The sequence below is a fragment of the Pseudomonas sp. H1_F01 genome (assembly GCF_054681425.1).
Window position 1 is genome coordinate 2,730,049 of the sequence record NZ_CP162823.1, and the last position, 13,150, is coordinate 2,743,198.

The window sequence follows — 13,150 nt, forward strand, 5'->3', positions numbered from 1 at the left end:
TAAGTATCACAGGATTCATCTAAGCGATAAAGTTTGTTGCGGTTGGAGTAGGCGGTGCGCAGGGTGCACCGCCACCGTACAGTCATCCACGATGGCCGTCGTACCCCGCACAAACTTGAAGGCTAGTTGCCCCGGCCACCACCAAACGACCATTCATCGCTGGCCGTAGTGGTGATCACCACCATTACATCCTCCGCGTCGAGACCTGGAGCTCGCCTCAGTTTCTCGACCAGGTCGCGGTAGAAACGCTGTTTCGCCTCGACGCTTCGAGGGCGGCCAGCGGTAATAGTGATCAGCACAAAGTCATGGCTACGCGGCCCACCCAGGTAGTCGGGATCAAATATCAACTCGCCCACTTCATGTTGGTGGATGACCTGGAAGCGATCGGTCTTCGGCACCTCGAAGCTATCAACCAAGGCATCGTGCAGCCCTTGGGACAATGCTTGTAGATACTCGGCCGACTTCCCCCGGTGCAGTGAAATACGTGAAAACGGCATAACAGTTATTCCCATGGCTAAAGCGACAGGGGGGAAAACTATCAAGTCGCGATAGTTCCGAATATCAGATTTAATAGAGGAGATCATCCCAAATTAGTGGACTATTCAATGCGCCGTCCGACCTTCGATCTTGATGTATTGCGTACTTTCGTCACCGGCGTGGAGTTCAACAGCTTTGCCAAAGCGGCGGATCGTCTCGGTCGATCGACTTCTGCCGTGAGCGCTCAATTGAAGAAACTTGAGGAGCAGATCGGTACTCCGGTACTGGCCAAATCCGGTCGAGGGTTAGTCTTGACGCCCGCAGGTGAATCACTGCTCAGTCATGCCCGTCGGTTGCTGGAACTGAACGACGGCATTTTCCAGACCCTGCATGAAAGCCAAACCGCGGGGACAATTCGCCTCGGGCTTCAAGAAGACTTTGGGGAACATTTACTGAGCGAGATCCTTCGACGCTTCGTCCAGACTTACCCGATGGTGATTCTCGAGGTCAGGATCGCGCGTAACGCCGAACTGCTTGCGTTGGTCGAAAGTGCTGGCCTGGACTTGGCCCTGACATGGGACACAGGGCATATGTCGCCCTATGCCACGCGGCTGGGCGAAACGCAGATGCACTGGATCGGGGCTCGTGACATGCCGTCACTTACCCGCCTTGCTGACTCACCGCTGCCATTGATCATGTTCGACGCGCCTTGCGTATTGCGTAGCGCTGCCACACAGGCACTGGATGCCGCGAAAATTCCCTGGCGAATCGCCCTGACCAGCCCCAGCGTCGCGAGTATCTGGGCGGCCGTCGCCGCCGGTTTGGGCTTGACGCTGCGAACTCGCATTGGGCTGCCGAGTCATCTCGCTGTCGTTTCCGGCTTGCCGGCCGTACCAAGCCTTGGCTATGTGCTTCACAGCAGTGGAGAAGACCCGACGCCCGCCATCCGGCAACTGGCCGCGTTGATCAAAACGAGCCTGCAAGAGCACACGTTCGGTTTTGCGGTTGCGCAGTAGTGGGAGGTGTCAGATTGGGATTTTGATACATAGGTCAAAAAGCAGGGATACGTTTTTACACAGCCTGGGTCTACAACGGCCTGTCGCGAAGGCCGGCAATCGACCCTTTGTCGCCTTCCAACGGATCACACCTTTCAGGGTCTTTACTTCCAGTTAGGCCCTGTAAGTAAAGTTGGGAGCGCGCGATGAGCAACGAACAGGTGGCGCCTGAGACGAAAGGGGTAACGGTGACGTTACTGTCAACGATTGACCTGGGGCCTGAGATCGAGGGTATGGCCGGGCGCCAACTCAGGATGCGCAGGGTGACCATCGAGCCTGGAGGCGTCTTCGGGCCGATTCACAACCATGTCGACAGACCAGGCACCGTCTACATTCTGCAAGGAACGATCACTGACCATCGAAATGGCGTCGCCACGGATTACGGGCCGGGAGTGGGCTGGCCCGAGGACAGGAACACCACGCACTGGCTTGAGAACAGAGGCACGATTGCGGCGGTGGAGATATCGGTCGATATTGTCAGGCAAGGTTAAGTTCGTTGACTTTACTTGAACTGAGCAACCAGCCAATCCTTCAAACGCCCACACGCCGGATCTTCTGCCTTCTTCTCATCGATCATCAGGTGCTGATAAAGCTGTCTGCCAGGTTCCTGGCTTGCTGAGTCGCGGCCTCACGTGCGTGCCGATCGACGTCTTCTCCCAGGATGGTTTTCTCCACAATCACCGAATGCACATCCGTGATGCCGATAAATTTCAGCCAGGCTTCCACGTAGGGTTTCTGGAAGTCGAAGCGCTCCGCCGGTGTGATCGACTGCGCCGAAAAATCCAGGCCGCGGGCGTACATCACCACGGCGAGTTTATTGTGCAGCATGCCTTCCAGACCGCGTTGCGGGTCAACGCTGAACAGGATGTCTTTCTGCGATACCAGATCGATGAAGTGCTTGAGTTTGTACGGGATGCTGAAATTCCACAGCGGTACGGACATCACGAGTACATCCGCGCGGTGCAGGTGACTTGCCAACGCTTCTAACGTGTTCCAGGCCTCTTGTTGTGCGGTGGTCAACGGCGTGCCATTGAGCCCGGCGTATTTAGCCTCCATGGCCAGATCATCGAATTCCGGCAGGGCCATGTTCCAGAGGTCGAGGGTGATGATTTCGGTGTCCGGGGTGTTTGCTTGATAACGCGCAATGAAGCTGCGCGCGACTTCAAGGGAAGCCGAGCGGTGCTTGCGTGGAGAACACTGAATATGGAGAAGAGTCGTCATGACACACCTTGAATGAGGGGAAGGCAGGGCAGGTGGGAGCATTGCAACATAGTTGTAATTGAAATATAAATCGTGAATTAAAGCTCAATTGATCACGTATAAAACTATGTTCGATGCTCTGCTGCTCAAGACATTGGTCACGGTCGTCGATGAAGACGGCTTCAGCCGCGCCGCCCAGAAGCTGCACCTGACTCAATCTGCCGTCAGTGGCCACGTGCGGCGATTGGAAGAACAGATTGGTAAACCCCTGTTGACGCGCACCACCCGTTCCCAGCAACTGACGGCCGATGGCGAGCGCCTGGTCTCTTACGCGCGCACGATCCTTGCGTTGAACCGTGATGCCTGGACAGACCTGACACGCACGCCGTTTCATGGACGGCTGCGGATCGGAGTGTCCGAAGATTTTGTCGAGGCTCGATTACTGCGCACTGTTCAGGATTTTGCAGCGCAGTACCCCGGGATGGAGATCGAGGTGCAGGTGAACATTCCGGGGACGTTACTGGCGCTGATGAAGCAAGGGCATCTGGAGGTGGTCATTGGTTCGCTGTGCGAAACCAGCGAAGCAGGGCTGTTGCTATGGCAAGAGCCGCTGGTGTGGGCCTGGTCGGCGCAACCCGTTGCGCGGTTACCCACGCCGTTGCCGCTGGCCCTGTTCCCCGAGCCGTGCCCTTATCGCGAGGCCGCGCTGACAAGGCTGGCGCAGGCGGGGATCGCCCAACGCACAGTGATGTTGTGCAGCAGCACGGCCGGGTTGCGAGCGTCGGCCTTGGCAGGCTTCGCGGTAGCGCCCATGCCACTGAGTCAGTTGGGGCAAGGATTGGCGGTCATTGGGGTAGAACATGGGTTGCCGAATTTGCCGGATGCCCAATGTCGGCTGTTCACCTCGCCCGATGCGGATCAGACGATTGTGGCAGCGGTCACTCAGCTCATGCTGGAGTATTGCGCCAAGCGCAGGGCTTGATTGTCATTTCAAAGGGGCTGCTTGAGCGCCTCAATGGCGACTAACACCCCCCCTCACATCATCCTCACACCACCGCAGCCGCAATCGCTCTGGATCGCCAGGCAAAAGCCAACACCATCAGCAAACCCAACCCCGCCATTGCCGCCCCGGCCAGGGAGATCGCCGGATAACCCAGCCCGGCATTGATCACCGCACCCCCGAGCGCCGCACCAATCGCGTTACCGAGGTTGAAGGCGCCGATGTTCACCGCCGAGGCCAGGTTGGGCGCGTCCTTGGCTGCTTCCATGACGCGCATCTGCAGCGGCGGCACCAGGGCGAAGCTGGCGATACCCCATATCAGGATGGCCACGGCGGCCGGCAGCGGCCAACGCATCAGTACGGTGAACGCCAGCAAGACAAGAATCAGCACGCTCAGTGAAACGATCAGGGTGCGATCGATCGAGCGGTCGGCGGCCTTGCCGCCCCACATGTTGCCCAGCGTCAACCCCACACCGAACAGCACCAGCATGGCCGTGATGTAGGCGGTGGACGCGTGGGTCTCGCTGCTGAGGATCGGCGCGATATAGGTGAAGACGGTAAACATGGCACCCGAGCCGACGACGGTCAGGGCCAACGCCCCCAGCACCGGTCCACGGCCCAGTACCCGAATTTCGGCCAGTACACCGGCGCTTTGCGGTGCTGGCAGGTTGGGCAGGGCGAACCACAACGCGGCCATGGTCGCCACGCCGAGGCCGGTAATACCCCAGAAAGCGGTGCGCCAGCCGAACAGTTCGCCAAACCAGGCGGCCAGCGGCACGCCGCCGATGGTCGCCAGGGTCAGGCCCATGAACATGGCCGCGACCGCTCCGGCACGCTTCTGCGGGGCGACCACGCTGGCGGCGACGATGGAACCAACGCCAAAGAACGCACCGTGGTTCAGTGAGGTCACCACTCTGGCGACCATGAGGCTGTAGTAATCGGTAGCCAAGGCTGACATCAGATTACCCAGGGTGAAAATCGCCATGAGCCCGATCAGCAGATAGCGCCGGGGAATCCTGCCGGTGGTCAGGGTCATCAGCGGCGCGCCAAGCAGCACGCCCAGGGCGTAAGCACTGACCAACAGACCCGCAGCGGGAATGGAAACGCCGAGATCCGCAGCGATGCCCGGCAACATGCCCATGGGGGCGAACTCGGTAACGCCGATGCCAAAGGCACCAATGGCGAGTGCGACAAGTGGTGGATTGATACGCATGGAAGGCTCCTTATCTATGCCGCCAATGCTACGATCCAACTTTTCCAGGCGGTAGATAGCATTTTTGGCAATCACCTTTGCGTAAGAGGCACAAATGGACTTTAACGGCAGGTCCGGTGAAATGAGCGTGTTCGCCACCGTGGCGCAAGAAGGCAGCCTTTCAGCCGCCGCGCGTGCATTGGGACTGACACCCTCGGCGGTCAGTCGGATCATCGCGCGTACCGAACAACGCCTTGGCACCCGCCTGCTGCTGCGCACCACCCGAGCGATCACCTTCACCGCCGAGGGTGAGGCGTTCCTGCGCGGCGCACGGCGTATCCTGGCCGACATGGCCGAGGTCGAAGAAGCTATCGCCGACCAGGGCGTACCCAAGGGCCGTTTGCGGGTCAGCGCCGCCCTTGGCCATGGGCGGCTGGCCATCGTTCCCTTGGTGGCAGCGTTCAGCGCCCGCTACCCGAACATCGTCGTCGACCTCACCCTCGGCGACGAAGTGGTCGACATTCTCGGCGGCCAGGCCGACGTAGCGGTACGCTTTGGCCATCTGCCCGACAGCCCGCTGACCGCGCGCAGGATCGGCGACACCGGCCAGGTAGTGGTGGCATCGCCCGACTATCTGCGGCGCCACGGCACCCCCGAGGAACCGGAAGACCTGCTCCGGCACAACTGCCTACGCTTCAACTTCCGACGTGCCGAACCCAACTGGCCGTTCATCCGCGACGGACGAGAGTTCTCCCTGAAGGTCAGCGGCAACATCGAATGCAGCAGTGGTGAAGCGCTGGCACAACTTGCGCGAGTAGGTGCCGGCATTGCGCGTATCGGCGAGTTCACCGTGAGCGAGGACCTGCAGCGCGGCGACCTGATACCGCTGCTGGAAGCCTGGAACCCCGGCGACCGGGAACCGATTCATGCGGTGTTCGTAGGGGGCTCGGCAATGCCGGCGCGGGTGCGGTTGTTTGTGGATTTCTTGGTGGAGCATCATCGGATGTAAGCGGTGGACCGTTGCTAGGTTGTAAGCATGTCCAGGAGTCCTTCCAATGTTTTAATGGAACGCTCCGCTGGCGTTATGCTCGCTGGCCATGGATGGAATCCACTCAACCAGACGGCAAGCATTCCGGCTGCTGTAGCACCCAGGTAATCGTTCTGTGGGTGATCACCGACAAACCAGCAATGCTCAGGACGAACTCCCAACGCCTGCGCTCCCAGATGGAATATCTCAGGCGTCGGTTTCGCAATGCCGCACGCCTCGGAGCAAATCATCGTTTCAATTGTTTCGCCGAAAGGTAGTGCCTCCAAGGTCTGCCGTCGCGAATGCTCGGCGCCGTTGGAGATGACGCCCATGCCAATACCCTTGCGATGAAGCGCTTGAACCATCGCGCTAGCGCCTGGCATTTCAACCGCAGCGCTCGGGAAGTGATTCATCCAGTGTGTAATTAATCGCTTGGGATCGACTGGCCCAGTCCACTTCAGCTCCTGGGCTAGCGTGTACCCAATCGCCTCGCGGATGGAAGAATATTCCGATCCCGGTTGTAGATATCCACCGTTGTCGATGCGCGCGATCAGATGAGAGATCTGACGGCTGTCTGCCTCAGCGATTTCAATCTTGAACTCATGCAGAAATCGCTCAGCGTAGCGGTCAATGCTGAGCGCGCGATGGGTGAGTGTGTTGTCCAGATCGAACAGAATAGCTTTCGGTGCCAAGTTCCCTCCCAGCGATCACGATGCATTGGCTAACTTGATTACAGAGTGACCCGTCTTCTCACCTGCTACACCGGAGCACGCTCGCCTAGGTCAGATTCAACCCGCCGTCCGAGAGGAGTATCTCGCCGGTCAAGTAGTCCGACTCGACCAGCATTACAACAGCTTTTGCGATGTCGTCTGGGCTAGCGGCCCTGCGCATGGGTGCGCGAGTTCGCCACAACTCTTGGGCATCTGTCCATTCTGCGGTCAGAGGCGTGTCGACCAAGCCAGGCGCCACAGCGTTTACGCGAATTTCTGGCCCCAGCGATACCGCGAGCAAGCGGGTCATGTGATTAAGCGCAGCTTTGCTTACCGCATAGGGAATCGATGCGCCCTTAGGACGGATGCCGGCATGGGAACTGATGTTTACGACGCAACCGGCTCGACGGTAACGGGCGGCATCGCGCAATGCCGACTCGGCCAATGCAACCAGGTGGAACGGCGCCACGACATTAACCTCGTTAAGTTCGTGCCACACCGTCGAGTTGGCCGCGGCAAGGTCGCTGTGCGGAATGACTCTGCTAATACCGGCATTATTGACCAGTACGTCGAGCTGCCCCCACGCAGCGATCGCCTCGTTAATAAGCCTGACCCTGTCAGCTTCGAAAGCAAGATCGGCTTGCACGTAAATAGCCTGCTTCATTTCGGCAACCATAGCGCGTCCCGTATCAGCAGAATTTCGCGAATGGAGCACCACCGCATAGCCTGCCCGGCTTAGTACACGCGCAATGGCTGCGCCGATACCGGAAGTGGATCCTGTAACCAACGCGACGCGTAATACGTTATCGATCGTCGGATCGGGTTTCATATGGATATCTCGAATGGGTTGCCTGTAGAAATCCAGCTTTCGGAAAATGCGACTGAAGCAGAACGACTAGGAATTTTGACCCCGTTGCTGGCCCATAACCTGGCCAACGGTGGAGACGACGCCCATGAAACATTTGCTCTGTTGCTACGAGACCCTGACAGTAACTAAGTCATTGGCGGACTGTACGGCAAGGTCTCTTATCGATGGCTGCTCATCGATCTTGTCAGTGTTCCCGAGTCGATGCGTGGTCAGGGTATTGGTGAACGGCTAATGCCCATGGCCGAAGAAGTCGCGCAGAAAAAGCACTGCACCGGTATCTGGCTGGAGACCTTCAGCTTTCAGGCCCCCGGCTTCTATCAAAAACTTGGCTACTCCGAATTCGGACGCCTGGCAGACTATCCTCCGGGACATACCCGGCTCTATTACCAGAAGCTGTTGTGCTGACAACGTTTTGATTTTGGTCCGATAGCTGCTTCATAGCAGACCACAATCGGCTCATTTCAGCCAATGCTGATCGGGCGCTTTGGGTCGTTCTCTGCCCTCCGCGACAGGCAACCATCGGCCAAAAGCGGTCAATCACCTGATGAAATTTGCCTTGCCCCCCTTCAATGTTGTATGTAATCCCACGCACATTCAGTGCATAAAATGGTTCGCAGGAATGGACACCAATTCCCTCACATTTCAACAGTTGTTTCGCCCGGGAAGCTCCTCAAATGGCTGCACCGTGGCCGAACGAATCTCCATCGATTTTCTGATTAACGGACGTTCGTTGCTCAATGCTCTCGTCTTAGCTGATGGTGGTCATTCAGATTTCATGGGCTGTTTCGTTAAGGGTTTCCCGGAGCCAAACAGGCTATCTAACTCTCGCCTACTTTTACGCGAACACGCTGAAACAGAAAGTGGTCGTATCCTCCTTTACATCTGCCCCGAGTGCGGCGACATCGGGTGTGGCGCCTACTCAGTATTTGTTCGCCAAAACGATGACTGTTACATGTGGGACTCCTTTGCTTACGAGAACGGCTATGAAGAGCCTCAAATCCTAAACGGTGTTGGTCCCTTCACATTTGAGAAGCATGCATATGAGGCAGTTATCAATGATGCGGCGGCTTTCTAAAAGGTTCAACAGCCCTATTGCAGGTATTCGCAACGGGCACAATCGGCCAGCAGCGGCCGTACAGAGTAGAGAAAACAAATCTGAGAATCATCTGGCCGGCCTCCCCACCTCACAGAGGTGGCGTAAAAATGAATAGCATTGGCTACTTATAGCAATATAAATTTTTGGGACTTGAGGACTCACCATGAAAGAGATTAGGGTTGCTATTTTCGATCAATTCATGCCAACACAATACGATTACAACCAACCTGAAATGACTGCAGACGAACCGAGTGATTGGGCTGCATCGTTGGGCGGGTTGAACTTTTCCCCCGCATTTGAAGGTCCTAGAGGGGAAAGGTATTGCCGAGTTGACGATGAACGCCTTCAAAAAGAATTACATAGATTAACAAAATTTAAAACATGCTCCATTTGCAGGAGCCCAACTTTTCAGGTCGAGTCATTAGTTGAAGATGAAGATATTCAGCTTTGCTTGAAATGTGGCTATTGGGGAGGCATTGGATTTAGAGAGTGGAATAGCCACTTACACTCCCACCCTCGAAGAGGCGTGATAGGGAGATACAAGGCCATCGAACCAATTGATGCTCAGTCAACTGATTACTTAGCAACACATCTTAGACGCTACCCCAAGGAGCTAACCAACATCTCTCCTAAGCGTTCAGAAACATTTGTGATGGACCTTTTGAGTGATTATCTGGGTTGCGAAGTTAAGTCTCTTGGTGGCACTAAGGATGGAGGAGTCGACGGATACATTCTCAAAGGCAATAAGGTTGGCACTATCATTCAAGTGAAATGGCATGAGTCAACCAATAAAGCTGAAAGTGTCAAGGTTGTTCGAGAGGTTGCAGGAACATTGTTGGCTAGGCACGTGCCGCAAGGGATTCTTGTGTCGAACAGGGAAAAGTACTCAGAACCGGCAAAGCAGGAAGCAAAGAGTATCTCGCAGCTGAGCATTAATGAGTTAGGAAAAATCAATTTAGAGCTAATGGACTACCATAATATTTTGGATATGCTGGAAATTACTAGCACTAAAGCAACTAGCGACATGCGCATTGATGACTGGTTTAAATTTAACTTGGAAGAAGAATGTATCTTTGATGGGGCTGCTATGATTTCGGAAGGTTATGCAGAGCGATTCATGTAAATAATAACTTAATAATTATCTCATCTTGAGCTCAATACAACTTCCGCGTTAAAAAAGCAAATCAGGAATCTCATTGAATCTTTAGTAGCAAATTGGCGGTAAAGCAGTTGATGCACTGCTGCCCAGATAATTGCCGTCAGCCCAGCGCCGCTGCTGCAGTAGCGGAACCCGCCATCGAAGGATGACGGCCGATAGCCGCTCACTACAGGCGGCTATCGGCCAGAAGCGGTCTCTCAAGTCTTCGAGTTAGTACATTATTGTGAATACGGGCGCCGTGCCCAAAGTCTGAAATCGAAGCCGGTATGAGATGAATTTACGGCGTATAAACCGCGGACCGACCAGATACATGCGCTTCGCTCAGGGGGCAGACAGAGGAGTACCTTTCGCCGGATTATGCTCCCATGGTGGAAAAGGCGACCAAGCCTCCACAAGTTTATCGATGAAGAGTCGAATTTTTGGAGAGAGGTGCCGCTTGCTAGGGTAGATCACCCGAATAGGCTCTGCGGCCTCTGCATATCCTGCGAGCAATTGAACGAGCTTGCCGCTTCTCAAATCGTCGTTAACCACATAGGAAGGAAGAGTCGCGATACCCAGGCCTGCGACAGCTGACTGGTGCAATGACTCAGCACTGTCCATCTGTAGCCTTCCACCATGAGTAACTGGCAAAGAGCGACCGTTCACTCGAAAATTCCAGGGAAGCAGTCTCCCGCCGCTCACGAAATGCAGGCACTGATGCTCGAAGAGATCTTCGGGCGTTTTTGGGGGGGCATGCTCAGCCAGATACTTGGGTGAAGCGCAGGTAATCATTCGTTGGTAGGCCACGGTGCGCGTGAGCAACCGAGAGTCTTCCTTGGGAGGCCCGATGCGCATGGCCAAGTCAAATCCCTCATCAATCAGGTCGACCAGCCTGTCGGAAAAGGTGATATCCACGCTCAAGGATGGCCAATCCTTCAGACAGCACTCAATGTGCTGAAGGACATGAAGTCTGCCCAACGCAACTGGCAGGCTCATCCGCAGTCGTCCACTGGGTGTCGAACGACGAAACGCAAGGGCATCCTCCACATCGTCCAGATCCTGAAGAACGCCCACGCAGCGCTCATAAAGAACCTGGCCGTCATCCGTCATGCTCAAACTACGAGTGGTGCGATTCAGCAAACGTACTTGTAATCGAGCCTCAAGCCTGACTATGGACTTCCCCACTGCCGAGCGAGTAAGGCCAAGTTGCTTGGCCGCCGCAGTGAAGCTCCCAGCGTTTACCGAGCTTACAAACGCTGCAATATCGTTCAGGTTATGGAGTTCCATGGGACCTCTGGACGTCAACGTTCGGGTGGCTTAGCACCCGGCTATGGGGAACCCTATTCCCCAATTATGAGAATAATATCTCAATTAGCCATTCCGTTGCCCAGCGATCAATTGAGGTCATTATGAACATTCAAGTACAAGCAGCCGTCCAAACCTGGGCTAACAGCCTTAGCGATCTGGTACCCGTTCTTAAGGGAATCGATACCACCACAAAGATGAGCGACATCCGCGACTCCTACGCAAAAATGCTCGCGCTAAATCCAGCGCCTGCTGGCGTCAAATTTGAAGCAGTCGACATGGGTGGAGTGCCAGGCACACTGGTCACTCCGGACGAGATCAAAAGCGACGCAGTAGTGATGTACATCCACGGAGGGGCTTACATTGTTGGGCGTCCAGACGGCTATCACGGCATCGGCGGCAACTACGCAAAGATGCTTGGTGCTCGTGTGTACATGCCGGACTACCGCCTTGCCCCTGAACACAAGTTCCCAGCCTCTATTGACGACACATTGCGCGCCTACGAGTGGTTGCTTGAGCAGAAGATCCCGGCTAACAAGATTGCATTCTCTGGCGAGTCAGCTGGCGGCGCGATGGTTGTCAGCGTGATGGTGGCGGCCAAATCCAAAGGACTTCCATTGCCTGCGGTTGGCGCTTCCATTTCGCCATGGGCAAACCTTGAACACACCGGTGCTTCCATGAGCAATCGTGAAGGTTTGGATCCTCTGAACTCCAAGCCTGTCCTGGATATTCTGGCCAGGGCGTTCTTGGGCGACACATTGGCCAATCATCCTCTGGCCTCTCCTGTGTTCGCGGACGTCACTGGACTTCCGCCAATTCTGGTGCAGATCGGCGAGAACGAGCTGATGTTGAGTGACGCGATGCATCTTGCAACTCATTTGGCTGATAACCGCGTTCGCGTCAACCTGGAAGTATGGCCTGCGATGTTCCATGCCTGGCACTTCTACGCCACCATGCTGCCAGAAGGTCAGCAGGCAATGGAGAGTTCCGTGCGCTTCATTGAGGTTGGCCTGGCCGACGCTAATCGCTAAAACGTAAACCGACCGCGGCAGTTTCCGACTGTCGCGGTTCACCCCTTGGCATTCAAACAACGGGGCTCATCCTGGATGGGTACGCACCTGCGTCGACGACGAGGCCAAAACTGGTTTTGTCCGGCACTAGGGTTGATTGCATCGAGATAGACATTCTTGGCGGTCCACATCCTCTTTCCGAGAAGTTGTTTCCTGAGCAGCTCAACATATACGCACGTTAACTTAGCTAAACGAACCATTACAGCGGTGTCAGCTTTTGGCCTAAAGCAACCCGTTACTCCGGGCGCAGCTGACTTTCAGTTCGCAAGATGATCTGTCCAGATGTCTTCTCGCGTGCCGTCGAGAATGGGCCCGCAGCAGTGGGTCATCGATGGCTCGCAGGCGCGTTGGTCGTGTGTACCTTGGCTAGGCGCAGGCGCCAGTCGCCGCCATGCCGGAGGCGGCATTCTTCTTCGGAGTCGAAACTGACGCAGCGGGCCATGTGGGTGACGTGTACGTCGGCGTCGTTCAGGGCGGCGGCGGTCAGCTCACGCATGCGGTTGTCGGCCCCCGTTGATAGGGCGTGTTCCTGGCTGGCGCGGCTGTCGAAAATCCAGATCACGCGCAGGCTTTGGGGAAAGGCGCGATAGTCGACGGTGTGGGTCAGCCAGGCGAAGCCCGGGATTTCAGTTTTGGCGGTTTCACAGGCTTCGGTCAGGGTGGCGATGAGACGACGCTCAATACGGGCGTCGTCACGTGAGGTGGGTGGCATAAAAGGCTCCAGGCGGGGTGTTCAATGGCTGAGGTGTCAGCCCCTCAACGTGGGCTTGGTTGAATCGAGCGACGTAACCGTAGCCACTCATTCCAGCAATCCTCAGCAACGATATCCGCATAGCCCCGCTCTTGTTCCATCGCCAGCGCGGTGGCAAAGGTTACCGCAATGCAGGTGGCCTGGTCTCGGATGTTGCAGACTTCGAGTTCGGTGAGTGGAGCGCCTTTTTTTGACTCGGCTGCTGTGAGTACAGCTGCAAGGGCGGGTACGAAAACCAGGCATAGGGGATCGGAGGACATT

General features: G+C 56.1%; 15 protein-coding genes and 1 pseudogene. 8 read left to right on the plus strand and 8 right to left on the minus strand.

Annotated features, from left to right (window positions below):
* Positions 1-122: 122 nt before the first annotated feature.
* Positions 123-497 (minus strand): tautomerase family protein, encoded by a 375-nt coding sequence (locus tag AB4O09_RS12675; RefSeq protein ID WP_444758653.1) that lies wholly within the window; start codon positions 495-497, stop codon positions 123-125.
* A gap of 108 nt (positions 498-605) precedes the next feature.
* Here AB4O09_RS12675 and AB4O09_RS12680 point away from each other — a divergent pair, with 108 nt between their 5' ends.
* Both AB4O09_RS12680 and AB4O09_RS12685 read left to right on the plus strand, forming a co-directional pair.
* A complete protein-coding gene (locus AB4O09_RS12680) occupies positions 606-1,493 on the plus strand; it encodes a LysR substrate-binding domain-containing protein (protein ID WP_003203147.1) in 888 nt (295 codons plus the stop codon).
* A gap of 185 nt (positions 1,494-1,678) precedes the next feature.
* Complete coding sequence (locus AB4O09_RS12685) at positions 1,679-2,023, plus strand: cupin domain-containing protein (protein WP_013693659.1); 345 nt, start codon at positions 1,679-1,681, stop codon at positions 2,021-2,023.
* An 85-nt stretch (positions 2,024-2,108) separates the two neighbouring features.
* Here AB4O09_RS12685 and AB4O09_RS12690 read toward each other — a convergent pair whose 3' ends face one another.
* The gene (locus AB4O09_RS12690) at positions 2,109-2,753 is read right to left on the minus strand and encodes an FMN-dependent NADH-azoreductase (RefSeq protein WP_013693658.1); all 645 of its coding nucleotides are present in this window, start codon (positions 2,751-2,753) and stop codon (positions 2,109-2,111) included.
* A 106-nt stretch (positions 2,754-2,859) separates the two neighbouring features.
* Here AB4O09_RS12690 and AB4O09_RS12695 point away from each other — a divergent pair, with 106 nt between their 5' ends.
* A complete protein-coding gene (locus tag AB4O09_RS12695) occupies positions 2,860-3,714 on the plus strand; it encodes a LysR substrate-binding domain-containing protein (protein ID WP_013693657.1) in 855 nt (284 codons plus the stop codon).
* Positions 3,715-3,778: 64 nt separating this feature from the next.
* Here AB4O09_RS12695 and AB4O09_RS12700 read toward each other — a convergent pair whose 3' ends face one another.
* Positions 3,779-4,945: an MFS transporter gene (locus AB4O09_RS12700; protein ID WP_027913168.1), complete on the minus strand. Its 1,167-nt coding sequence runs from the start codon at positions 4,943-4,945 to the stop codon at positions 3,779-3,781.
* A gap of 94 nt (positions 4,946-5,039) precedes the next feature.
* On the opposite strand from AB4O09_RS12700, the gene AB4O09_RS12705 reads away from it, so the two are divergent.
* The gene (locus tag AB4O09_RS12705; protein ID WP_013693655.1) at positions 5,040-5,933 is read left to right on the plus strand and encodes a LysR family transcriptional regulator; all 894 of its coding nucleotides are present in this window, start codon (positions 5,040-5,042) and stop codon (positions 5,931-5,933) included.
* 14 nt (positions 5,934-5,947) lie between these two features.
* On the opposite strand, the gene AB4O09_RS12710 is transcribed toward AB4O09_RS12705, so the two are convergent.
* Positions 5,948-6,643, minus strand: a complete 696-nt coding sequence (locus tag AB4O09_RS12710; protein WP_003203137.1) for an HAD family hydrolase — start codon at positions 6,641-6,643, stop codon at positions 5,948-5,950.
* An 85-nt stretch (positions 6,644-6,728) separates the two neighbouring features.
* Positions 6,729-7,490 carry an SDR family NAD(P)-dependent oxidoreductase gene (locus AB4O09_RS12715; RefSeq protein WP_003203124.1) on the minus strand — a complete coding sequence of 254 codons (762 nt, stop codon included), beginning with the start codon at positions 7,488-7,490 and terminating at the stop codon, positions 6,729-6,731.
* A gap of 18 nt (positions 7,491-7,508) precedes the next feature.
* Here AB4O09_RS12715 and AB4O09_RS12720 point away from each other — a divergent pair.
* The 3 genes and pseudogenes from AB4O09_RS12720 (at position 7,509) to AB4O09_RS12730 (ending at position 9,748) form a co-directional block, all read left to right on the plus strand.
* Positions 7,509-7,934 (plus strand): annotated as a pseudogene (locus tag AB4O09_RS12720) (GNAT family N-acetyltransferase).
* A gap of 214 nt (positions 7,935-8,148) precedes the next feature.
* A complete protein-coding gene (locus AB4O09_RS12725) occupies positions 8,149-8,604 on the plus strand; it encodes a hypothetical protein (protein WP_060613963.1) in 456 nt (151 codons plus the stop codon).
* 184 nt (positions 8,605-8,788) lie between these two features.
* Positions 8,789-9,748 carry a restriction endonuclease gene (locus AB4O09_RS12730; RefSeq protein ID WP_081042427.1) on the plus strand — a complete coding sequence of 320 codons (960 nt, stop codon included), beginning with the start codon at positions 8,789-8,791 and terminating at the stop codon, positions 9,746-9,748.
* A gap of 357 nt (positions 9,749-10,105) precedes the next feature.
* Here AB4O09_RS12730 and AB4O09_RS12735 read toward each other — a convergent pair whose 3' ends face one another.
* Positions 10,106-11,050: a LysR family transcriptional regulator gene (locus AB4O09_RS12735; RefSeq protein ID WP_060613961.1), complete on the minus strand. Its 945-nt coding sequence runs from the start codon at positions 11,048-11,050 to the stop codon at positions 10,106-10,108.
* A gap of 122 nt (positions 11,051-11,172) precedes the next feature.
* Between AB4O09_RS12735 and AB4O09_RS12740 the strand changes: the two genes are divergently transcribed.
* Positions 11,173-12,099, plus strand: a complete 927-nt coding sequence (locus AB4O09_RS12740; protein ID WP_027913173.1) for an alpha/beta hydrolase — start codon at positions 11,173-11,175, stop codon at positions 12,097-12,099.
* Between the two features lie 364 nt (positions 12,100-12,463).
* Here AB4O09_RS12740 and AB4O09_RS12745 read toward each other — a convergent pair whose 3' ends face one another.
* Positions 12,464-12,850 carry a hypothetical protein gene (locus tag AB4O09_RS12745; RefSeq protein WP_038857382.1) on the minus strand — a complete coding sequence of 129 codons (387 nt, stop codon included), beginning with the start codon at positions 12,848-12,850 and terminating at the stop codon, positions 12,464-12,466.
* 44 nt (positions 12,851-12,894) lie between these two features.
* The gene (locus AB4O09_RS12750; protein ID WP_038857379.1) at positions 12,895-13,149 is read right to left on the minus strand and encodes a hypothetical protein; all 255 of its coding nucleotides are present in this window, start codon (positions 13,147-13,149) and stop codon (positions 12,895-12,897) included.
* Between the last annotated feature and the right edge of the window lies 1 nt (position 13,150).

What these genes read in the sequence shown, in the direction of transcription:
- AB4O09_RS12680 (WP_003203147.1), top strand. Translation starts at nt 606, where the DNA reads ATGCGCCGTCCGACCTTCGATCTTGATGTATTGCGTACTTTCGTCACC.
- AB4O09_RS12690 (WP_013693658.1), bottom strand. Translation starts at nt 2,753, where the DNA reads ATGACGACTCTTCTCCATATTCAGTGTTCTCCACGCAAGCACCGCTCG.
- AB4O09_RS12715 (WP_003203124.1), bottom strand. Translation starts at nt 7,490, where the DNA reads ATGAAACCCGATCCGACGATCGATAACGTATTACGCGTCGCGTTGGTT.
- AB4O09_RS12700 (WP_027913168.1), bottom strand. Translation starts at nt 4,945, where the DNA reads ATGCGTATCAATCCACCACTTGTCGCACTCGCCATTGGTGCCTTTGGC.
- AB4O09_RS12740 (WP_027913173.1), top strand. Translation starts at nt 11,173, where the DNA reads ATGAACATTCAAGTACAAGCAGCCGTCCAAACCTGGGCTAACAGCCTT.
- AB4O09_RS12685 (WP_013693659.1), top strand. Translation starts at nt 1,679, where the DNA reads ATGAGCAACGAACAGGTGGCGCCTGAGACGAAAGGGGTAACGGTGACG.
- AB4O09_RS12675 (WP_444758653.1), bottom strand. Translation starts at nt 497, where the DNA reads ATGCCGTTTTCACGTATTTCACTGCACCGGGGGAAGTCGGCCGAGTAT.
- AB4O09_RS12745 (WP_038857382.1), bottom strand. Translation starts at nt 12,850, where the DNA reads ATGCCACCCACCTCACGTGACGACGCCCGTATTGAGCGTCGTCTCATC.
- AB4O09_RS12725 (WP_060613963.1), top strand. Translation starts at nt 8,149, where the DNA reads ATGGACACCAATTCCCTCACATTTCAACAGTTGTTTCGCCCGGGAAGC.
- AB4O09_RS12750 (WP_038857379.1), bottom strand. Translation starts at nt 13,149, where the DNA reads ATGTCCTCCGATCCCCTATGCCTGGTTTTCGTACCCGCCCTTGCAGCT.
- AB4O09_RS12735 (WP_060613961.1), bottom strand. Translation starts at nt 11,050, where the DNA reads ATGGAACTCCATAACCTGAACGATATTGCAGCGTTTGTAAGCTCGGTA.
- AB4O09_RS12730 (WP_081042427.1), top strand. Translation starts at nt 8,789, where the DNA reads ATGAAAGAGATTAGGGTTGCTATTTTCGATCAATTCATGCCAACACAA.
- AB4O09_RS12705 (WP_013693655.1), top strand. Translation starts at nt 5,040, where the DNA reads ATGGACTTTAACGGCAGGTCCGGTGAAATGAGCGTGTTCGCCACCGTG.
- AB4O09_RS12695 (WP_013693657.1), top strand. Translation starts at nt 2,860, where the DNA reads ATGTTCGATGCTCTGCTGCTCAAGACATTGGTCACGGTCGTCGATGAA.